The sequence below is a fragment of the Streptomyces sp. ERV7 genome, from assembly GCF_001653515.1.
In the GTDB taxonomy this organism is placed as follows: domain Bacteria; phylum Actinomycetota; class Actinomycetes; order Streptomycetales; family Streptomycetaceae; genus Streptomyces.
This window is the reverse complement of record NZ_LYOY01000001.1, coordinates 916,121-936,326: the sequence shown is the minus strand read 5'-3', so window position 1 is coordinate 936,326 and position 20,206 is coordinate 916,121. Positions and strand designations below refer to the sequence as shown.

18 protein-coding genes, 1 tRNA gene and 1 pseudogene are annotated in these 20,206 nt (G+C 71.0%); 17 read left to right on the top strand and 3 right to left on the bottom strand.

Features of this window, described 5'->3' with window-relative positions; genetic code table 11:
- Positions 1-8 precede the first annotated feature (8 nt).
- Positions 9-80: transfer RNA gene (locus A8W25_RS04160), tRNA-Val, on the top strand.
- A 63-nt stretch (positions 81-143) separates the two neighbouring features.
- Here the strand turns inward: A8W25_RS04160 and A8W25_RS04155 are convergent.
- Positions 144-869: a 3'-5' exonuclease gene (locus tag A8W25_RS04155; RefSeq protein WP_067155889.1), complete on the bottom strand. Its 726-nt coding sequence runs from the start codon at positions 867-869 to the stop codon at positions 144-146.
- A gap of 140 nt (positions 870-1,009) precedes the next feature.
- Here A8W25_RS04155 and A8W25_RS04150 point away from each other — a divergent pair, with 140 nt between their 5' ends.
- The 4 genes and pseudogenes from A8W25_RS04150 (at position 1,010) to A8W25_RS04135 (ending at position 4,833) form a co-directional block, all read left to right on the top strand.
- A complete protein-coding gene (locus A8W25_RS04150; RefSeq protein ID WP_067155886.1) occupies positions 1,010-1,576 on the top strand; it encodes a DUF4365 domain-containing protein in 567 nt (188 codons plus the stop codon).
- Positions 1,576-2,046, top strand: a pseudogene (locus tag A8W25_RS04145) (hypothetical protein); the annotation flags it as partial. The gene A8W25_RS04150 and the pseudogene A8W25_RS04145, both read left to right, overlap by 1 nt.
- Positions 2,047-2,138: 92 nt before the next feature.
- Complete coding sequence (gene thrS, locus A8W25_RS04140; RefSeq protein WP_067155883.1) at positions 2,139-4,193, top strand: threonine--tRNA ligase; 2,055 nt, start codon at positions 2,139-2,141, stop codon at positions 4,191-4,193.
- A 79-nt stretch (positions 4,194-4,272) separates the two neighbouring features.
- Positions 4,273-4,833 carry an HIT family protein gene (locus tag A8W25_RS04135; protein WP_067155880.1) on the top strand — a complete coding sequence of 187 codons (561 nt, stop codon included), beginning with the start codon at positions 4,273-4,275 and terminating at the stop codon, positions 4,831-4,833.
- An 18-nt stretch (positions 4,834-4,851) separates the two neighbouring features.
- Here A8W25_RS04135 and A8W25_RS04130 read toward each other — a convergent pair whose 3' ends face one another.
- Positions 4,852-6,507 carry a hypothetical protein gene (locus A8W25_RS04130; RefSeq protein WP_107470614.1) on the bottom strand — a complete coding sequence of 552 codons (1,656 nt, stop codon included), beginning with the start codon at positions 6,505-6,507 and terminating at the stop codon, positions 4,852-4,854.
- 184 nt (positions 6,508-6,691) lie between these two features.
- Entirely contained in the window at positions 6,692-8,899 is a 2,208-nt protein-coding gene (locus tag A8W25_RS04125; RefSeq protein ID WP_067155874.1) for an elongation factor G-like protein EF-G2, read from the bottom strand.
- Positions 8,900-9,180: 281 nt separating this feature from the next.
- Here A8W25_RS04125 and pgsA point away from each other — a divergent pair, with 281 nt between their 5' ends.
- The 12 genes from pgsA to secD all read left to right on the top strand — a co-directional run bounded on the left by pgsA (position 9,181) and on the right by secD (position 20,205).
- Positions 9,181-9,834 (top strand): phosphatidylinositol phosphate synthase, encoded by a 654-nt coding sequence (pgsA, locus tag A8W25_RS04120; RefSeq protein WP_067155871.1) that lies wholly within the window; start codon positions 9,181-9,183, stop codon positions 9,832-9,834.
- A complete protein-coding gene (locus A8W25_RS04115) occupies positions 9,834-10,730 on the top strand; it encodes a phosphatidylinositol mannoside acyltransferase (protein ID WP_067155868.1) in 897 nt (298 codons plus the stop codon). Before pgsA ends, A8W25_RS04115 begins: the two co-directional genes overlap by 1 nt.
- Complete coding sequence (locus A8W25_RS04110) at positions 10,727-11,887, top strand: glycosyltransferase family 4 protein (protein WP_067155865.1); 1,161 nt, start codon at positions 10,727-10,729, stop codon at positions 11,885-11,887. The genes A8W25_RS04115 and A8W25_RS04110 overlap by 4 nt, the downstream gene beginning before the upstream one ends.
- 270 nt (positions 11,888-12,157) lie before the next feature.
- Positions 12,158-12,709: a hypothetical protein gene (locus A8W25_RS04105; protein ID WP_067155862.1), complete on the top strand. Its 552-nt coding sequence runs from the start codon at positions 12,158-12,160 to the stop codon at positions 12,707-12,709.
- A gap of 221 nt (positions 12,710-12,930) precedes the next feature.
- Positions 12,931-13,845, top strand: coding sequence for a pyridoxal 5'-phosphate synthase lyase subunit PdxS (gene pdxS, locus A8W25_RS04100; protein ID WP_067155859.1), 915 nt, complete (start codon positions 12,931-12,933; stop codon positions 13,843-13,845).
- A 19-nt stretch (positions 13,846-13,864) separates the two neighbouring features.
- On the top strand, positions 13,865-14,452 hold the full coding sequence (pdxT, locus tag A8W25_RS04095) for a pyridoxal 5'-phosphate synthase glutaminase subunit PdxT (protein ID WP_067155856.1): 588 nt from the start codon (positions 13,865-13,867) through the stop codon (positions 14,450-14,452).
- A gap of 62 nt (positions 14,453-14,514) precedes the next feature.
- Positions 14,515-15,267 carry a YebC/PmpR family DNA-binding transcriptional regulator gene (locus tag A8W25_RS04090; RefSeq protein WP_067155853.1) on the top strand — a complete coding sequence of 251 codons (753 nt, stop codon included), beginning with the start codon at positions 14,515-14,517 and terminating at the stop codon, positions 15,265-15,267.
- A 137-nt stretch (positions 15,268-15,404) separates the two neighbouring features.
- Positions 15,405-15,950 carry a crossover junction endodeoxyribonuclease RuvC gene (gene ruvC / locus A8W25_RS04085; protein ID WP_067155850.1) on the top strand — a complete coding sequence of 182 codons (546 nt, stop codon included), beginning with the start codon at positions 15,405-15,407 and terminating at the stop codon, positions 15,948-15,950.
- Positions 15,947-16,552, top strand: coding sequence for a Holliday junction branch migration protein RuvA (gene ruvA, locus A8W25_RS04080; protein ID WP_067155847.1), 606 nt, complete (start codon positions 15,947-15,949; stop codon positions 16,550-16,552). The genes ruvC and ruvA overlap by 4 nt, the downstream gene beginning before the upstream one ends.
- A gap of 25 nt (positions 16,553-16,577) precedes the next feature.
- The gene (ruvB, locus tag A8W25_RS04075) at positions 16,578-17,657 is read left to right on the top strand and encodes a Holliday junction branch migration DNA helicase RuvB (protein WP_067155844.1); all 1,080 of its coding nucleotides are present in this window, start codon (positions 16,578-16,580) and stop codon (positions 17,655-17,657) included.
- Positions 17,658-17,826: 169 nt separating this feature from the next.
- Positions 17,827-18,297: a preprotein translocase subunit YajC gene (gene yajC / locus A8W25_RS04070; protein ID WP_067155841.1), complete on the top strand. Its 471-nt coding sequence runs from the start codon at positions 17,827-17,829 to the stop codon at positions 18,295-18,297.
- A gap of 144 nt (positions 18,298-18,441) precedes the next feature.
- The gene (gene secD, locus A8W25_RS04065) at positions 18,442-20,205 is read left to right on the top strand and encodes a protein translocase subunit SecD (RefSeq protein WP_067155838.1); all 1,764 of its coding nucleotides are present in this window, start codon (positions 18,442-18,444) and stop codon (positions 20,203-20,205) included.
- The last annotated feature ends 1 nt before the right edge of the window (position 20,206 follow it).

Below are 20,206 nucleotides of genomic sequence, written 5' to 3'. Positions count from 1 at the left end.
CCGTTCCCGGGCGATTAGCTCAGTGGGAGAGCGCTTCGTTCACACCGAAGAGGTCACTGGTTCGAACCCAGTATCGCCCACCGGGAGAAGGCCGGTCCGTCATCGACGGACCGGCCTTCCGCATGTTCCGGCCGGTCCACCGGTCAGGCGGCGGCCGGCAGCTCGGGCCGCACCGGCCACGCCGGATCCACCGCCTCCGGCGTCCCGTTGCGCGTGAACCACGCCTGCAGGCCACGCGCCTGGGCCGCGTGCCAGCCGGTCTGCAGGGTGTGGATCTCCGCCGGGGTCAGCCGCTCCAGGCGTGCCGCGAACCGGCGCCCCACCGCCCGTACGACCTCCAGCGCGGCCAGCGCGTCCGCCGCCGCGTCGTGCGCGCTGTCCAGCGCGACCCCGTAGTGCGCGCACAGATCGGTCAGTGTGCGGCGGCCCTTGCGGTAGCGGTCCAGATGCTTGTCCAGGACCCGCGGATCCAGCACCCGCAGCGGCGCCCCGTCCAGATAGCGCGCCAGCGACGAGGCGCGGTGCCGCTTCAACTCCCGGTCGAGCAGCGTCAGGTCGAACGGCGCGTTCATCACCACCAGCGGCCGCCCCGCCGCGCACTCCTCGGCCAGCGCCCTGGCCACCTCCTCCATCACCGGCGCGGGCCACCGCCCGTTCAGCTGGAGGTGCTCGTCGGTGAGCCCGTGCACGGCCGTCGCGCCGGGCGGCACGGGTATGCCCGGGTTCACCAGCCAGCGGGTCGCCCGGGGCCGCGCGCCCGGCCCGTCCTGCACCACCAGGGCGGCCGAGACCAGTCGGTCCCGCTCGACGTCCACACCCGTCGTCTCGGTGTCGAAAGCGGCCAGGGGGCCTTCATACCAGCACGTCATGGTTCAACTCCCTTTGCGCCCTTGGCAGATGGCGTGCGTCCCCTGCCCGATTCGGTGATACCCGGGCCGTTTGCGGCGTACGCCCTCCGGCAACAACACAGGTGAAGGGCCCGCAAGTTGACGGAAGGCGTACGACGGCCATGGCGATCGCGCAGCCCGAGCCGAGCGGGCTCCTGCCCGAGCTGATCGCCCCGCTGCGCGGCTCACTCGCCACCACCGCCTGCATGGAGACCCTCCAGGTGGGCTATCTCCACGCCGTGGCGGCCGCCGCCGGCTGCTCGCTCTCACAACCCTTTCCGGACAACGGCATCGACTGGCACGTGAGCCACAGCGCCCCCGGCCACACCGTCGACGACGAAGTCACGATCAAGGTGCAGCTCAAGTGCACGTACCAGATCCCGCCGCACCCGCCGGGCGGGGCCTTCTCCTTCACCCTCGACAACGAGCACCTGGTGAAGCTGGCCCGTACACCCGTCTCGGTGCACAAGATCCTGGTCGTGATGCTCGTCCCCAGAAGCCGGGACGAGTGGCTGCGCGCGGGCCACGACCGGCTCGCGCTGCGGCACTGCTGCTACTGGACCAATCTGGCCGGCCACGCGGTGACCGGACGGCGCAGGACCACAGTGCGGATACCGACCTCGCGGATCTTCGACGATCGCGCGCTCTGCGAGATCATGACCCGGGTCGGGGTGGGAGGGAGGCCCTGATGCGTCTGTCGAGCGGGGAGTTCGGCGGTCCGGAGGCGGTGGAGCCGGTTCCGGCCCAGGTGGACCCGGCCGTGCTCGGCGTGCTGCTGCACCGGCACGGCTGGCAGCGGCGCGGCGGCGGCGCCGGGCGGTACGCGCGCTGGACCCCGCCCGGGGGCGGCGGCTCCGGCACCAGCCTGCTGGTGCCCGAGAGCCGCGCGTACCCCGACAGCGAGGATCTGATCGGCGAGGCGCTCACCGCGCTGGCCCGCTCGGCGGTCCCCTCCGCGCGCGAGGTGCTGGTCTCGCTCGCCGTGCCCAGTGACGAGGTCCGCTGGTGGCGCGACACCCCGCCGGGCCCCTCCGGCGCCACCGTCTGGACCGAGCAGGAGCGGCTGCGCGGCGCCGCCCACCGCATGCTCCTGGCGGGCGCGCTCGCCGTGCGCGGCCGGGCCGGGTACTACGGGCGCGGGCCGGGGCGCGGGGGTGCGCAAACCGTTTCGCGGGGGACCCCACCGGCTCGGTAGGATTCTTCCGCGTACGCGGATACGAGCGTGCGTACCCCTTCAGTCAGGAGAGACCGGTGTCAGACGTCCGTGTGATCATCCAACGCGATTCCGAGCGGGAAGAGCGCGTGGTGACGACGGGCACTACGGCTGCCGAGATCTTCGCCGGTGAGCGCACCATCGTCGCGGCCCGCGTGGCCGGCGAGCTGAAGGACCTCGCGTACGAGGTGAAGGACGGCGAGGAGGTCGAGCCGGTCGAGATCTCCTCCGAGGACGGCCTCAACATCCTGCGCCACTCCACCGCGCATGTGATGGCCCAAGCCGTGCAGGAGCTCTTCCCCGAGGCCAAGCTGGGCATCGGCCCGCCGGTCCGGGACGGCTTCTACTACGACTTCGACGTCGAGAGGCCCTTCACCCCGGAGGACCTCAAGGCCATCGAGAAGAAGATGCAGGAGATCCAGAAGCGCGGCCAGCGCTTCTCGCGCCGTGTCGTCACCGACGAGGCGGCCCGCGAGGAGCTCGCGAACGAGCCGTACAAGCTGGAGCTCATCGGCATCAAGGGCTCCGCCTCGTCCGACGACGGCGCGGACGTCGAGGTCGGCGGCGGCGAGCTGACCATCTACGACAACCTGGACGAGGGCTCCGCCTCGTCCGACGACGGCGCGGACGTCGAGGTCGGCGGCGGCGAGCTGACCATCTACGACAACCTGGACGCCAAGACCGGTGACCTGTGCTGGAAGGACCTCTGCCGCGGTCCGCACCTGCCGACCACCCGCAACATCCCGGCGTTCAAGCTGATGCGGAACGCGGCCGCCTACTGGCGGGGCAGCGAGAAGAACCCGATGCTCCAGCGCATCTACGGCACCGCGTGGCCGTCGAAGGACGAGCTGAAGGCGCACCTCGACTTCCTGGCCGAGGCCGAGAAGCGCGACCACCGCAAGCTCGGCGCCGAGCTCGACCTGTTCTCCATCCCGGAGCAGATCGGCTCCGGCCTCGCCGTCTTCCACCCCAAGGGCGGCATCATCCGCCGGGTCATGGAGGACTACTCGCGGCGCCGCCACGAGGAAGAGGGCTACGAGTTCGTCTACACCCCGCACGCGACGAAGGGGAAGCTCTTCGAGCAGTCGGGCCACCTGGACTGGTACGCCGACGGCATGTACCCGCCCATGCAGCTCGACGAGGGCGTGGACTACTACCTCAAGCCCATGAACTGCCCGATGCACAACCTGATCTTCGACGCGCGGGGCCGGTCCTACCGTGAGCTGCCGCTGCGCCTGTTCGAGTTCGGCACCGTGTACCGGTACGAGAAGTCCGGCGTCGTGCACGGTCTGACCCGTGCCCGCGGCTTCACCCAGGACGACGCGCACATCTACTGCACCAGGGAGCAGATGGCGGAGGAGCTGGACCGCACCCTCACCTTCGTCCTGAACCTGCTGCGCGACTACGGTCTGACCGACTTCTACCTGGAGCTGTCCACCAAGGACCCGGAGAAGTTCGTCGGCTCGGACGAGGTCTGGGAGGAGGCCACCGAGACCCTGCGGCAGGTGGCCGAGAAGCAGGGCCTCCCGCTGGTCCCGGACCCGGGCGGCGCCGCGTTCTACGGCCCGAAGATCTCGGTGCAGTGCAAGGACGCCATCGGCCGTACCTGGCAGATGTCCACCGTGCAGCTCGACTTCAACCTGCCGGAGCGCTTCGACCTGGAGTACACCGGCCCGGACGGCTCCAAGCAGCGCCCGGTCATGATCCACCGTGCGCTGTTCGGCTCCATCGAGCGCTTCTTCGCGGTGCTCCTTGAGCACTACGCGGGCGCCATGCCGCCGTGGCTGGCCCCGGTCCAGGCGGTCGGCATCCCGATCGGCGACGCGCACGTCGAGTACCTGCAGAAGTTCGCCGCCGACGCCCGCAAGAAGGGCCTGCGGGTCGAGGTGGACGCCTCCTCGGACCGGATGCAGAAGAAGATCAGGAACCAGCAGAAGGCCAAGGTTCCGTTCATGATCATCGCGGGTGATGAGGACATGGCCGCCGGCGCGGTCTCGTTCCGCTACCGCGACGGTTCGCAGGAGAACGGCGTCCCGGTCGACGAGGCGATCGCCAAGCTGCTCAAGGTCGTCGAGGAGCGGGCGCAGGTCTGACGCGCCCCACCAGCTCGACGCGGCCCCCGGGAAGCCCTGCTCCCCGGGGGCCGCTCCTCGTCCCCGCACGTGAAGTCATATGCTGCACAGCATGACGAGTGAGCCGGAACAGCAGATCGGGGTGGGTGTCCAGGACGCCTTCCAGCGCCTGTGGACGCCCCACCGGATGGCCTACATCCAGGGCGAGAACAAGCCGACCGGCCCGGGTGCGGGCGACGGCTGTCCCTTCTGCTCCATCCCGGCCAAATCCGACGAGGACGGGCTGATCGTGGCCCGTGGCGAGCATGTGTACGCGGTGCTCAACCTCTACCCGTACAACGGCGGTCACCTGATGGTCGTGCCCTACCGGCACGTGGCCGACTACACGGACCTGGACGCCGCCGAGACCCTGGAGCTCGCGGAGCTCACCAAGCAGGCCATGACGGCCCTGCGCACGGCCTCCGGGGCGCACGGCTTCAACATCGGCATGAACCAGGGCACCGTCGCCGGCGCCGGTATCGCCGCCCATCTGCACCAGCACATCGTGCCGCGCTGGGGCGGCGACACCAACTTCATGCCGGTCGTCGGCCACACCAAGATCCTGCCCCAACTCCTGGGCGACACCCGCAAGATGCTCGCCGACGCCTGGCCGCGGGGCTAGACGCCGGACGGGCACCCCTCACGCGTCGTACGAGTCCGCCCTGCGCGGCGCCGGGTCCTGCACCATGCCGCTCAGGATCATCGAGCGGTTGGTGAAGCGCTCGGTGTCCACGCCGTGCTCGTCCAGCACCTTCATCGCGGCGGCGTGCACCACCCGCAGCACCGGCGTGGCCGCGCGCATCGCGTCGTCGGCCATGAAGCGGTGCCGCCAGGGCTTGTCGGCCCAGGCGTGCCGCAGGCCGAACGGCTCGGGCAGCACCAGCTTTCCGCCGAGGTGGTCGAGGAGCGGCGGGTACCAGGTGAGCGGGGCGCGGGCGGCCAGGCGGACGACCTCGCGCGGCTCGACCAGCGGAAGCTGTATCTCCTTCTTCTCCCAGAACTTGAAGGTCTTGTCGACCGACTTGGTCTTGGGGCTCGGCTTGGTGGTGAACAGGGCGTGCACCGGGCCCAGCGCGTGTCCGGTGACCTCGATGCGCAGGGTCTCGTGGAGCACGGTCACGGTGATCATCATGGTGATCACCAGCTGGCCGTCCCAGAGGGTGAACTGCACGCCCAGATAGTGGCGGTTGCCGCTGGAGAACTGCTGCTCGTTGCAGATCCGCTGGACCTCGTGCTGGCGCACCTGGAAGTTGTCGACGTCCTGGCCGGTGGGCCGGCCGACTTCCTTGGCGTTCTCGCCGACGGGGGAGACGACCCAGTTGGTGACCGAGGGCTTGGGGAAGCCCCCGGTGTGCAGCGGGCCGCGTTCGAGCAGCTGGAGGCGGTCCTGGATGGACCTTATGACGTCCCAGCTGCGGAAGCCGTGGATCTCCTTGCCGGGGTCCTTGGGGACGAGCTCCTCGGCGAGCTGCCAGCTGCCCCAGCGGGTGCCCATGCCGAGTATGCCCTTGGGGCCGGCGTAGAAGACGGCGTTGCTGTGCTGCTCGGCGGTGAGCTTGGCGAGGTTCTGGCGCAGCTGCTCGGCGGCCGTCTCGTGCGGGTTCTTCGGTACGGCCTCGGGGATCTTGGCGCCGACTCCGCCGCCCGCGAGCAGGCCGCTCCAGCGGACCCTCAGGTCCTTGGCGGTGGATTCGCAGATCTGCTTGGCCCAGAACCAGCCGAGGACGGGCATCACCAGCATGGCGCGCAGATAGACCGCGAGGAAGCCGCCGAAGGGCAGTTTGACCAGGGCGATCACGGCGAGCACGGCGAAGGCGACGAGCAGCAGGTTGCCGAGGGCCCCGACGCGGCGGTCCTTGGCGCCGGCGAGGGTGCGGCGCAGCTGGAAGAGGCCGAGCCAGAGCAGCAGCCCGGGCAGGAAGAGCACGCCGAAGACGCCGGTGACCAGGGTGAGCCGGGTGTCGCGCTCCTTGCGGATGCGGATCGCGGCGAGGCAGTGCTCGACGACGGTCTGCGGTTCGGTGCCGAAGGACTGGATGAGCGCCTTGCGGGTGGCGCCGAGCATGCGGGACTGCACGGCGCGGGAGAAGGCCTCGCCGAGGTTGGGTTCGAAGAGGGAGAGCCGGGGTTTGGTGACGGCCGACTCGTGCCACTCGTTGTTGGCCTTGAGTATGTCGGCGACCGGGCTGTCCCGGTACGCGGCCGAGGCCAGTGCCTGGGTCGCGGCGGTCTGGCCCGCCGAGCCCTGGAGCGGGACCTGGGCCCCGGGTGAGAAGTCGAATGGTTCGTCCGCCACTGCCGCCCCCATCGCCGCACACTGTCGCTCTGCGGCCTCTTCCCGACTGCCGTTCCCCGCACACCTGCTGAGCAGGGACACAGCGTATCGGGGTCGGTGCCCGCGCGACACGGGACATCGGAATGCCGCCCGCCGCAAGGAGGTTGGGCGGGCGACGTTTCCGACGATCCGTCAATTACCGTACCTAAGCGGTCTTTTCCAGTGATTCCCGGAGCTTCTCGGCCAGTTGCGGCGGCATCGGCTCGTGCCGGGCGTAGCTGCGGTCGAACCGGCCGGTGCCGTGCGAGACGGAGCGCAGGTCCACCGCGTACCGCCCGATCTCGATCTCGGGCACCTCGGCCCGTACGAGGGTCCGCCCGGGGCCCGCCTGCTCGGTGCCGACGACACGGCCCCGGCGGCCGGACAGATCGCTCATGACCGGGCCCACATAGTCGTCGGGGACCAGTACCTGGAGCTCGGCGACGGGTTCCAGGAGGTGGATGCGGGTGTCGGCGGCGGCCTCCCGCAGCGCCAGCGCCCCGGCCGTCTGGAAGGCGGCGTCGGAGGAGTCCACCGAGTGGGCCTTGCCGTCCAGGAGCGTGATCCGTACGTCGACGAGGGGGTAGCCCGCGGCGACGCCCTTGGCGGCCTGGGCGCGTACGCCCTTCTCGACGGAGGGGATGAACTGGCGCGGGACGGCGCCGCCCACCACCTTGTCGACGAACTCGATGCCGGACCCGGGCGGCAGCGGCGCCACCTCGATCTCGCAGATCGCGTACTGCCCGTGGCCGCCGGACTGCTTGACGTGGCGGCCGCGCCCGGTGGCGGTGTCGCCGAAGGTCTCGCGCAGGGACACCTTGTGCGGGACGACGTCGACCTGGACGCCGTAACGGCTGTGCAGCCGCTCCAGGGCCACGTCCTTGTGGGCCTCTCCCAGGCACCACAGGACCAGCTGGTGGGTGTGCGGGTTCTGCTCCAGGCGCATGGTGGGGTCCTCGGCGACGAGCCGGGAGAGCCCCTGCGAGAGCTTGTCCTCGTCGGCCTTGCTGTGGGCCTGGATCGCGAGGGGGAGCAGCGGGTCGGGCATGGCCCAGGGCGCCATGAGCAGCGGGTCGTCCTTGCCGGAGAGGGTGTCCCCGGTCTCGGCGCGGGTCAGTTTGGCCACGCAGGCGATGTCGCCCGCGATGCAGGAGCTCAGGGTGCGCTGCTGTTTGCCGAAGGGCGAGGAGAGCGCGCCGATCCGCTCGTCCGCCTCGTGGAGGGCATGGTCCTGGTGGCCCCGGTCGGTCAGACCGTGCCCGGAGACATGGACGGTCTCGTCGGGGTGCAGGGTGCCGGAGAAGACGCGGACCAGGCTGACGCGGCCCACATAGGGGTCGGACGAGGTCTTGATCACTTCGGCGACCAGCGGGCCCTCGGGGGCGCAGACCGGGGTGGGGCGCGCGGCGCCCTGCGGGGTCGTCACGTCGGGCGCGGTGCGCTCCAGAGGGGTCGGGAAGCCGCCCGTGACCAGTTCCAGGAGCTCGACGGTGCCGATGCCCTGGCGGGCGCCCTCGGCCGCCGGCGCCGCCGCGAGCACCGGGTGGAAGGTGCCGCGGGCGACCGCCCTCTCCAGGTCGTCGACGAGCGTTTTCAGGTCGATTTCCTTGCCGCCGAGATAGCGGTCCATGAGGGTCTCGTCCTCGCTCTCGGCGATGATCCCCTCGATCAGCCGGTTGCGGGCCTCCTCGACGAGCGGGAGCTGCTCGGGTCCGGGTTCGGCTTCCTTGCGCTCGCCGGAGGCGTAGTCGAAGACGCGCTGCGACAGCAGCCCGATCAGGCCGGTGACGGGCGCGTGCCCGTCCGGTCCCTCGGCTCCGTGCAGCGGCAGGTAGAGCGGCAGTACGGCGTCGGGGTCGTCGCCGCCGAACGCCTCGGCGCAGACCCGGGTCATCTCGGCGAAGTCGGCGCGGGCCGCCTCCAGATGGGTGACCACGATGGCCCGGGGCATGCCCACGGCCGCGCACTCGTCCCACACCATCCGGGTCGCCCCGTCCACGCCGTCCGAGGCCGAGACGACGAAAAGGGCCGCGTCCGCCGCTCGCAGACCGGCCCTGAGTTCCCCGACGAAGTCGGCGTATCCGGGGGTGTCCAGAATATTGATCTTGCAGCCGGCCCACTCCACGGGGACCAGCGACAGCTGCACCGAGCGCTGCTGCCGGTGTTCGATCTCGTCGTAGTCGGAGACGGTCCCGCCGTCCTCGACCCGGCCCGCGCGGTTGACGGCTCCCGCCGTCAGCGCGAGCGCTTCCACCAATGTCGTCTTCCCGGATCCGCTGTGGCCGACCAGCACCACATTCCGTACGGATGAGGGGTGGTCGGCCGTAGCTGCCCTGCCGGCGGCTCCGGGATGTGCACTCGCCTTGTCGCCCATGCCGTTCCTCCCGTATGGCTTCCGTTTCTTGCACGGTGAGGTGGTGAAAGGGCGCGGCCGCGCGGAATCCTCCCCCGGCCCCGGCCGGGGAGGACCCCGGCGAGGGCGGCTTCGCGTGCCCGCGGTCTTTCCAGCGTTCCACTCCGGTCACTGTGCGTCCATACGTCGTACGGGAACGCGGGCAGCAAGGGTGCGCGGCGGTGGAGGTGCGCGGGCCTGGCTACGATGGGCCAGCCGGTGGCCAGCAGGGCCGCGCGGCCACACCGACCGTCGGGAAGGCCATGCTGAACAAGTACGCGCGTGCATTCTTCACGCGTGTCCTCACGCCGTTCGCCGCGTTTCTGCTCCGCCGGGGGGTGAGCCCGGACGCCGTGACCTTGCTCGGCACGGCCGGAGTGATGGCGGGTGCGCTGGTCTTCTTCCCCCGCGGGGAGTTCTTCTGGGGCACCATCGTCATCACCTCGTTCGTCTTCTCCGACCTGGTCGACGGCAACATGGCCCGCCAGGCGGGGATCTCCAGCCGCTGGGGAGCGTTCCTCGACTCGACGCTGGACCGCGTCGCGGACGGGGCCATCTTCGGCGGCTTCGCCCTCTGGTACGCGGGCAGCGGCGACGACAACGTGCTGTGCGCGGTCGCGATCTTCTGCCTGGCCAGCGGCCAGGTCGTCTCGTACACCAAGGCGCGCGGCGAGTCGATCGGGCTGCCGGTCGCCGTCAACGGACTGATCGAGCGGGCCGAGCGCCTGGTGATCTCCCTGGTCGCGGCCGGTCTCGCGGGGCTGCACAAGTTCGGTGTCCCCGGCATCCAGATCCTGCTGCCGATCGCGCTGTGGGTCGTCGCCGTGGGCAGCCTCATCACGCTGATCCAGCGGGTGGTGACGGTGCGCCGCGAGGCCGCGGAGGCCGACGCCGCCGCCGCGAGTGAGGCCGCCTGATGCGGGACCGGCTGACGGACACGCTCTACGGACTGGGCTGGGCCACCGTCAAGAAGCTCCCCGAGCCGATGGCCACGGGCCTGGGCCGGCGGATCGCGGACACGGTGTGGAAGCGGCGCGGCAAGAGTGTGCTGCGCCTGGAGTCCAACCTCGCGCGCGTGGTGCCCGACGCCTCCCCGCAGCGGCTGGCCGAGCTGTCCAAGGCCGGCATGCGCTCGTACATGCGGTACTGGATGGAGTCGTTCCGGCTGCCGGCCTGGAGCAAGGACCGGATGAAGACCGGTTTCGAGCCGCAGGACGTGCACTACCTGATCGACGGCCTCGCCTCCGGCCGGGGCGTGGTCCTGGCGCTGCCGCACATGGGCAACTACGACCTGGCGGGCGCCTGGGTCACCACCAGGCTGGACACCCCGTTCACCACGGTCGCCGAGCGGCTCAAGCCCGAGACGCTGTACGACCGGTTCGTCGCCTACCGCGAGAGCCTGGGCATGGAGGTCCTGCCGCACACCGGCGGCTCGGCCTTCGGCACGCTGGCCCGCCGGCTGCGCGACGGCGGTCTGGTCTGCCTGGTCGCCGACCGCGATCTGTCGGCCTCCGGCGTCGAGGTGAAGTTCTTCGGGGACACCGCGCGGATGCCCGCCGGCCCCGCCCTGCTGGCCCAGCAGACCGGCGCGCTGCTGCTGCCGGTGACGCTCTGGTACGACGGGTCGCCCGTCATGCAGGGCAGGGTGCACCCGCCGATCGACGTGCCCGAGACGGGCACGCGCGCGGAGAAGACCTCTGTGATGACCCAGGCGCTGGCCGACGCCTTCGCCACCGGAATCGCCGAACACCCGGAGGACTGGCACATGCTGCAGCGGCTGTGGCTCGCCGACCTTGAGGAGCGCCGGGCGTGAGGATCGGCATCGTCTGCCCGTACTCCTGGGACGTACCGGGCGGCGTCCAGTTCCACATCAGGGACCTGGCCGAGCATCTGATCCGGCGCGGCCACGAGGTCTCCGTGCTCGCCCCCGCCGACGACGAGACCCCGCTCCCGCCGTACGTGGTCTCGGCGGGCCGGGCGGTCCCCGTCCCGTACAACGGCTCGGTGGCGCGGCTGAACTTCGGCTTCCTGTCGGCGGCCCGGGTGCGGCGGTGGCTGCACGAGGGCACCTTCGACGTCATCCACATCCACGAGCCGGCCTCGCCCTCGCTCGGCCTGCTGAGCTGCTGGGCGGCGCAGGGGCCCATCGTGGCCACGTTCCACACCTCCAACCCCCGCTCGCGCGCGATGATCGCGGCGTATCCGATCCTCCAGCCCGCCCTGGAGAAGATCAGCGCACGGATCGCGGTGAGCGAATACGCGCGGCGCACGCTGGTCGAGCACCTCGGCGGCGACGCGGTGGTGATCCCCAACGGTGTCGACGTCGACTTCTTCGCCAAGGCCGAGCCGCGGCCCGAGTGGCAGGGCGACACGCTCGGCTTCATAGGGCGCATCGACGAGCCCCGCAAGGGCCTGCCGGTCCTGATGAGGGCACTGCCCAGGATCCTGGCGGAGCGCCCGGGGACCCGTCTGCTCGTCGCGGGCAGGGGCGACGAGCAGGAGGCGGTGGCGTCCCTCCCCCAGGAGATGCGCTCGCGCGTCGAGTTCCTGGGCATGGTGAGCGACGAGGACAAGGCGCGCTTCCTGAGCAGCGTCGACGTGTATGTGGCGCCCAACACCGGCGGCGAGAGCTTCGGCATCATCCTGGTCGAGGCGCTGTCGGCCGGGGCGGCGGTACTGGCGAGCGACCTGGACGCGTTCGCGCAGGTCCTGGACCAGGGCAGCGCGGGCGAGCTCTTCGCCAACGAGGACGCGGACGCGCTGGCGGACGCGGCCCTGCGCCTCCTCTCGGACCCGGCCCGCCGAGCCGAACTGAGCGCACGCGGCTCCACGCACGTGCGCCGCTTCGACTGGTCGACGGTGGGGGCGGACATCCTCGCGGTCTACGAGACGGTGACGGACGGCGCGGCGTCGGTGGCGACGGACGAACGCCCCGGCTTCCGCGCGAGATTCGGCCTGGCCCGCGACTGACGCCGTCCCGGGGGCGGCGCGCCCCGCTGTGGGGGCCGGTTGTTCGTCTGCGGCCGTCTGTGGCTGGTCGCGCGGTTCCCCGCTCCCCTGACTGCCCAGGGGCGCGGGGAACCGCGCGAGCAACCCGGCACGGTCCGCAGGGAAGGAACGGGGCCCGGGGCGTAGCCCCGGGAGAGACGCCTTCGCCCCGCCCGCCCGGAGGCCACGCGGCGGAGCCGCACATGTCACAGCGGGAAGGGGCGGGGCGGGGGCCCGGTAGCCTTGCCGCCCGTGACCGTAACCCTCATCTGGATCGCCGTCGCCCTCGTAGCGACCGGTCTCTACCTCAGCTGGACCGCCGGCCGCCTCGACCGCCTGCACGCCCGCATCGACGCCGCCCGCGCCGCCCTCGACGCCCAGCTGCTGCGCCGCGCCTCGGTCACCCAGGAACTGGCCACCTCCGGCGTACTGGACCCGGCCGCCTCCATCGTGCTGTACGAGGCGGCGCACGCGGCACGCCAGGCCGAGGAGGAGCACCGGGAGGTCGCCGAGAGCGAGCTCAGCCAGGCACTGCGGGCCGTCTTCGGCGAGCCGGCCCAGATGGAGGCGGTCCGCGAGGCCCCCGGCGGCGTGGACGCGGCGGAGGAGCTGGCCCAGGCCGTACGCCGCGTCCCGATGGCCCGCCGCTTCCACAACGACGCCGTACGCGCGGCACGCGCCCTGCGCAGGCACCGCAAGGTCCGCTGGTTCCGGCTCGCCGGTCACGCCCCGTTCCCGCTCGCCTTCGAGATGGACGACGAGCCCCCGGCCGCGCTCGCGGACCGCCCGGGCTCGCGGCCGTAACCGCTCGCAGCCGTAACCGGGGAACCCTCCCCGTAAGCGGTGGGAACGCCTCCGCAAAGGGGAAACGGCCAGGCCACCACGATCCACCGCAGGCCAAAACGATCCACCGCCTCTACATTGGCCCTTGCTGTGGACTGGTCCGCGGAGACACCCTCTGCGGAGTAGAGAACCGTTTTTCTTCACCCTGTTCTTCACCCCCTTCGCCACCCCAGTGAGGTCCCGTGTCCAGCACCCTCTCCAGCAGCGCCCAGAACCCCGAGACCGGCACCGCGCGCGTGAAGCGCGGCATGGCCGAGCAGCTCAAGGGCGGTGTGATCATGGACGTGGTCAACGCCGAGCAGGCGAAGATCGCCGAGGACGCGGGCGCCGTGGCGGTCATGGCCCTGGAGCGGGTCCCGGCCGACATCCGCAAGGACGGCGGCGTGGCCCGGATGTCCGACCCCAACATGATCGAAGAGATCATCGAGGCCGTCTCCATCCCGGTCATGGCCAAGTCCCGCATCGGCCACTTCGTCGAGGCCCAGGTGCTGCAGTCCCTCGGCGTCGACTACATCGACGAGTCCGAGGTCCTCACCCCGGCCGACGAGGTCAACCACTCCGACAAGTGGGCGTTCACCACCCCCTTCGTCTGCGGTGCCACCAACCTGGGCGAGGCCCTGCGCCGTATCGCCGAGGGCGCGGCCATGATCCGCTCCAAGGGCGAGGCCGGCACCGGCAACGTCGTCGAGGCCGTCCGCCACCTGCGCCAGATCAAGAACGAGATCGCCAAGCTGCGCGGCTTCGACAACAACGAGCTGTTCGCCGCCGCCAAGGAGCTGCGCGCCCCGTACGAGATCGTCAAGGAGGTCGCCGAGCTCGGCAAGCTCCCGGTGGTGCTGTTCTCCGCCGGTGGCGTCGCCACCCCGGCCGACGCCGCGCTGATGCGCCAGCTCGGTGCCGAGGGCGTCTTCGTCGGCTCCGGCATCTTCAAGTCGGGCGACCCGGCCAAGCGCGCCGCCGCCATCGTGAAGGCCACCACCTTCTACGACGACCCGAAGATCATCGCGGACGCCTCCCGCAACCTGGGCGAGGCCATGGTCGGCATCAACTGCGACACCCTCCCCGAGGCCGAGCGCTACGCCAACCGCGGCTGGTAAGGCACAGGTACCGAAGGACATGAGCACCACACCCGTCATAGGCGTCCTGGCCCTTCAGGGCGACGTACGGGAGCACCTGATCGCCCTGGCCGCGGCGGACGCCGTGGCCAGGCCGGTCCGGCGCCCCGAGGAGCTCGCCGAGGTGGACGGCCTGGTCATCCCCGGCGGCGAGTCCACCACCATCTCCAAGCTCGCGGTCCTCTTCGAACTGATGGAGCCACTGCGCGCGCGCGTGGCCGAGGGCATGCCCGTCTACGGCACCTGCGCCGGCCTGATCATGCTCGCCGACAAGATCCTCGACCCGCGCTCGGGCCAGGAGACGATCGGCGGCATCGACATGATCGTGCGCCGCAACGCCTTCGGCCGGCAGAACGAGTCGTTCGAGGCCACCGTCGAGGTCGACGGTGTCGGCCCCGTCGAGGGCGTCTTCATCCGGGCCCCCTGGGTCGAGTCGGTCGGCGCACAGGCCGAGGTCCTCGCGGAGCACGGCGGCCACATCGTCGCGGTGCGCCAGGGCAACGCGCTCGCGACCTCGTTCCACCCCGAGCTGACCGGTGACCACCGGATGCACGCGCTCTTCGTGGACATGGTGCGCGACGCCCGGTGACCGGCTCCCGGTAGGATCTCTGGCGAACGACGCAGAATTGGTTACGCGAAGGAGACAGGCAGATGTCCGGCCACTCTAAATGGGCTACGACGAAGCACAAGAAGGCCGTGATCGACGCCAAGCGCGGCAAACTCTTCGCGAAGCTGATCAAGAACATCGAGGTCGCGGCCCGCACCGGCGGCGCCGACATCGACGGCAACCCGACCCTCTTCGACGCCGTGCAGAAGGCGAAGAAGCAGTCGGTGCCCAACAAGAACATCGACTCCGCGCTCAAGCGCGGCGCCGGTCTTGAGGCCGGCGGCGCCGACTACGAGACGATCATGTATGAGGGCTACGGCCCCAACGGTGTCGCGGTGCTCATCGAGTGCCTCACCGACAACCGCAACCGTGCCGCCTCCGACGTCCGCGTCGCCATGACCCGCAACGGCGGCAACATGGCCGACCCGGGCTCGGTCTCGTACCTGTTCAACCGCAAGGGCGTCGTCGTGCTGCCCAAGGGTGAACTGTCCGAGGACGACGTCCTGGACGCCGTCCTGGAAGCCGGCGCCGAAGAGGTCAACGACCTCGGCGAGTCCTTCGAGATCATCTCCGAGGCCACCGACCTGGTCGCGGTGCGCACCGCGCTCCAGACGGCCGGTATCGACTACGACTCGGCCGACTCCAACTTCGTCCCGACCATGCAGGTCGAGCTGGACGAGGAGGGCGCGCGCAAGATCTTCAAGCTGATCGACGCGCTGGAGGACAGCGACGACGTGCAGAACGTCTTCGCCAACTTCGACGTCTCCGACGAGGTCATGGAGAAGGTCGACGCGTAACGCCGCCTCGGGCGGGCGTTTTCGGCGGGCCGGTGGGACACATCCCACCGGCCGGACACATCCCACCCGGCCCGCCGCCGTTGTCGGTGGCAGCGGATAGCCTGGCGTGAAGTCAAAGATCAGCGAGGGGAGGGCGCGTGCGCGTACTGGGCGTGGACCCGGGGCTGACCCGGTGCGGGGTCGGTGTCGTCGAGGGCGTGGCGGGCCGTCCGCTGACGATGCTCGGCGTCGGCGTGGTCCGCACGCCGGCGGACGCCGAGCTCGGCCACCGCCTGGTCGCCATCGAGCAGGGCATGGAGCAGTGGCTGGACGAGCACCGGCCCGAATTCGTCGCCGTGGAGCGGGTGTTCAGCCAGCACAACGTGCGGACGGTGATGGGCACCGCCCAGGCCAGCGCCGTCGCGATGCTGTGCGCCTCCCGCCGCGGCATCCCGGTCGCCCTGCACACCCCCAGCGAGGTCAAGGCCGCCGTCACCGGCAGCGGCCGGGCCGACAAGGCCCAGGTCGGGGCGATGGTGACCCGCCTCCTCCGACTGGACGCCCCGCCCAAGCCGGCCGACGCGGCGGACGCGCTGGCCCTCGCCATCTGCCACATCTGGCGCGCCCCCGCCGTCAACCGCCTGCAGCAGGCGCACGAGCAGGCCCGCCGTGCCCAACTCTCCGTAAAGAAGGTCACGCGATGATCGCCTTCGTCAGCGGCCCGGTCGCCGCCCTCGCCCCCGACACCGCGGTGGTCGAGGTCGGCGGCGTCGGCATGGCCCTCCAGTGCACCCCGAACACCCTGGCGGGTCTGCGCATCGGCCAACACACCAAGCTCGCCACGTCGTTGGTCGTGCGCGAGGACTCGCTGACGCTGTACGGCTTCGCGGACGACGACGAGAAGCAGGTCTTCGAGCTGCTCCAGACCGCCAACGGAGTGGGCCCCCGGCTCGCCCAGGCGGTCCTGTCGGTGCACACGCCGGACGCGCTGCGCCGGGCCTTCGCCACCGGCGACGAGAAGGCGCTGACCGCCGTCCCCGGCATCGGCAAGAAGGGCGCCCAGAAGCTCCTCATCGAGCTGAAGGACCGGCTCGGCGCGCCCGTGGGCAGCGCCCCGCCCGTCGGCGCCCCCGTCACATCGGGCTGGCGCGACCAGCTGCACGCCGCCCTGATCGGCCTCGGGTACGCGACCCGCGAGGCCGACGAGGCGGTCTCCGCCGTGGCCCCGCAGGCCGAGGCCGCCGAGTCCCCGAACATCGGAGCGCTCCTGAAGGCCGCGCTGCAGACCCTCAACCGCGCCCGCTGACCGAGCCGACGAGAGAACCACACTGATGAACTGGGACGAGACCGGAGCCGACGCCACCGACCCGAGGCTGGTCGACTCGGTGGCCGACGGCGAGGACCAGGCCGTCGAGGCCGCCCTGCGCCCCAAGGACCTGGAGGAGTTCGTCGGCCAGGAGAAGGTCCGCGAGCAGCTCGACCTGGTGCTGCGGGCCGCCCGCGCGCGCGGCGCCACCGCCGACCACGTGCTGCTCTCGGGCGCCCCAGGCCTCGGCAAGACCACGCTCTCGATGATCATCGCGGCCGAGATGGGCGCCCCCATCCGCATCACCAGCGGCCCGGCGATCCAGCACGCGGGGGACCTGGCCGCGATCCTCTCCTCCCTCCAGGAGGGCGAGGTCCTCTTCCTCGACGAGATCCACCGGATGTCGCGGCCCGCCGAGGAGATGCTCTACATGGCGATGGAGGACTTCCGGGTCGACGTGATCGTCGGCAAGGGCCCCGGCGCCACCGCCATCCCGCTGGAGCTGCCCCCCTTCACCCTGGTCGGCGCCACCACGCGCGCGGGGCTGCTGCCGCCCCCGCTGCGCGACCGCTTCGGCTTCACCGGGCACATGGAGTTCTACGAGCCGGCCGAGCTGGAGCGCGTGATCCACCGCTCGGCCCGCCTCCTCGACGTGGAGATCGACCCGGCGGGCGCGGCGGAGATCGCCGGCCGCTCGCGCGGAACGCCCCGTATCGCCAACCGGCTGCTGCGCCGCGTCCGGGACTATGCGCAGGTCAAGGCCGACGGCGTGATCACCCGAGAGATCGCCGAGGCGGCCCTCGGGGTGTACGAGGTGGACGGCCGGGGCCTGGACCGCCTGGACCGGGCGGTCCTCCAGGCCTTGCTGAAACTGTTCGGTGGCGGCCCGGTCGGTCTGTCCACGCTGGCGGTCGCCGTGGGGGAGGAGCGCGAGACCGTCGAGGAGGTGGCCGAGCCCTTCCTGGTACGGGAAGGCCTGCTCGCGCGGACCCCGCGCGGCCGCGTCGCCACCCCCGCCGCCTGGGCGCACCTGGGCCTCGTCCCGCCCCAGCAGGGCCAGGGCGGTGTCTCAGGAAGCGGACAACAGGGGCTCTTCGGGCCGTGACGGCGCGGGTGGGTGCACCGGGAGGAACCCGGGTGGGATGCTGGGCGTTGTTCCAGCTGTGCGGACTCGCTTAGACTCCGCCGATGCCGCCCTCGTATTTGCCGGTCGGCATACCCACCCCCAGATCAGGCCGCACTCCTTGCGCGGTCGTGCGAAGGAAGTTCGTCCCGTGAGTCTCGTGACCCTTCTCCCCTTCATCGTCCTCATCGGGGCCATGTTCCTCATGACCCGCTCGGCGAAGAGGAAGCAGCAGCAGGCCGCCTCCATGCGCAGTGAGATGCAGCCCGGCACCGGCGTCCGCACCATCGGCGGCATGTACGCCACCGTCAAGGAGATCGGCGACGACACGGTCCATCTGGAGGTGGCGCCGGGCGTCCACGCCGTCTACGCGAAGAACGCGATCGGCGCGGTCCTCTCCGACGAGGAGTACAACCGCATCGTGCACGGCGACTCGGAAGAGTCGTCCGACCTCCCGGCCGTGCCGGACGATGCCTCGTCGCTGACCGAGAGCGCCGAGGACGCGGCCGACGCGGCCGAGGCCGCCCCGGCGGACAAGATCGACCTGGGCAAGAAGGACGAGGCGGACGACGCCGCCGCGCCCAAGGACGGCAAGGCAGACGGCGAGTCGGACGCGAAGTAACCACTCTCGGGGACCGCTGGGCGCCCACCCGCGCCCGCCGGTCCCGCCGAGGGTGGTGACTTCCACGGGGGACGTCCCCACAACACTTCGTGGCCGCCCAGACGCACACCCGGCGCGGGCGGTTGGACAGGGAGAATCGACAAGGTGGCAGCACCGAAGAAGGGCCGAAGGCCGGCGGGGGCCCAGGGCAGGCCGGGGCGCACCCTCGTCCTGTTCCTGATCGCCATGGTGGCCCTCGCGGGCGGCATGTTCGCCTCCGGGCACAACACGCCTCGCCTGGGCATCGACCTCGCCGGCGGTACGAGCATCACGCTCAAGGCGAAGGCCGAGCCCGGCCAGGAGAAGGCGATCAACAAGGCCAATATGGACACCGCGGTTTCGATCATGAACCGTCGTGTCAATGGCCTGGGTGTCTCCGAGGCCGAGGTCCAGACCCAGGGCGATCGCAACATCATCGTCAACATCCCCAAGGGGACGAACTCGGAGCAGGCCCGCCAGCAGGTCGGCACCACCGCCAAGCTCTACTTCCGGCCCGTCCTGACGGTCGCCGCCGGCACCCCGGCGAAGCCCCAGCCCAGCACCACGCCGAGCCCCTCGGCCAGCAAGGGCGCGGACAAGAACGGCGACAAGAACAAGCCGTCCTCGACGCCGTCGGCCAAGCCGAGCGCGAAGTCGACGCCGCAGGGCCGTGCCCTCACCGACGCCCTGAAGGCGGACGGCAAGCCGTCCCCGAAGACCACCCCGCCGGCCACCCCGAAGCCGGGTACGACGCCGGGCACCACGCCGCCGCCGGCCAACGACGCGGCCGCCGTCGCCAAGCTCCAGAAGGACTTCGAGGCGCTCGACTGCTCCACCAAGGAGTCCCGCGCCAAGGCCGCCTTCGCCAGCAAGGCCACCGACACCATCGCGGCCTGCAGCCAGACGGGTGACGCCAAGTACATCCTCGGCCCGGCCGAGATCGAGGGTACGGACGTCAAGAAGGCCAAGGCGGTCATCGACCAGCAGCGCGGCATGTGGATCGTCCAGATGGACTTCACGGGCAAGGGCTCGAAGAAGTTCCAGTCGATCACCGGCAAGCTGTCGAAGCAGCAGTCCCCGCAGAACCAGTTCGCCATCGCCCTGGACAACCAGGTCGTCTCCGCCCCGTCGGTGAGCCAGACGCTCAGCGGCAGCGCCGAGATCTCCGGCAGCTTCAACCAGCGCTCCGCCACCGACCTGGCGAACGTGCTGTCCTACGGCGCCCTGCCGCTCTCCTTCGAGGAGCAGAGCGTCACCACCGTCACCGCCGCGCTCGGCGCCGACCAGCTGCACGCCGGTCTGATCGCCGGTGCCATCGGTCTGGCGCTGGTCATCATCTACCTGGTGCTCTACTACCGGGGTCTGGCGCTGGTCGCCATCCTGAGCCTCGTGGTCTCCGCGGTCCTCACGTACGTGATCATGGCGCTGCTCGGTCCAGCCATCAACTTCGCGCTGAACCTGCCCGCGGTCTGTGGCGCCATCGTCGCCATCGGTATCACCGCGGACTCGTTCATCGTGTACTTCGAACGGATCCGGGACGAGATCCGCGAGGGCCGCACCCTGCGCCCGGCCGTCGAGCGGGCCTGGCCCCGCGCGCGGCGCACGATCATGGTCTCCGACTTCGTGTCGTTCCTCGCCGCCGCGGTGCTGTTCATCGTGACCGTCGGCAAGGTCCAGGGCTTCGCGTTCACGCTGGGCCTGACCACCCTGCTCGACATCGTCGTGGTGTTCCTGTTCACCAAGCCGGTGATGACGCTCCTGGCGCGCAAGAAGTTCTTCGCCTCCGGCCACCCGTGGTCCGGTCTGGACCCGAAGCGGCTCGGCGCCAAGCCGCCGCTGCGCCGCGCGCGCCGCACCTCCTCCGCCCCCACCGACCCGAAGGAGGCGTGAG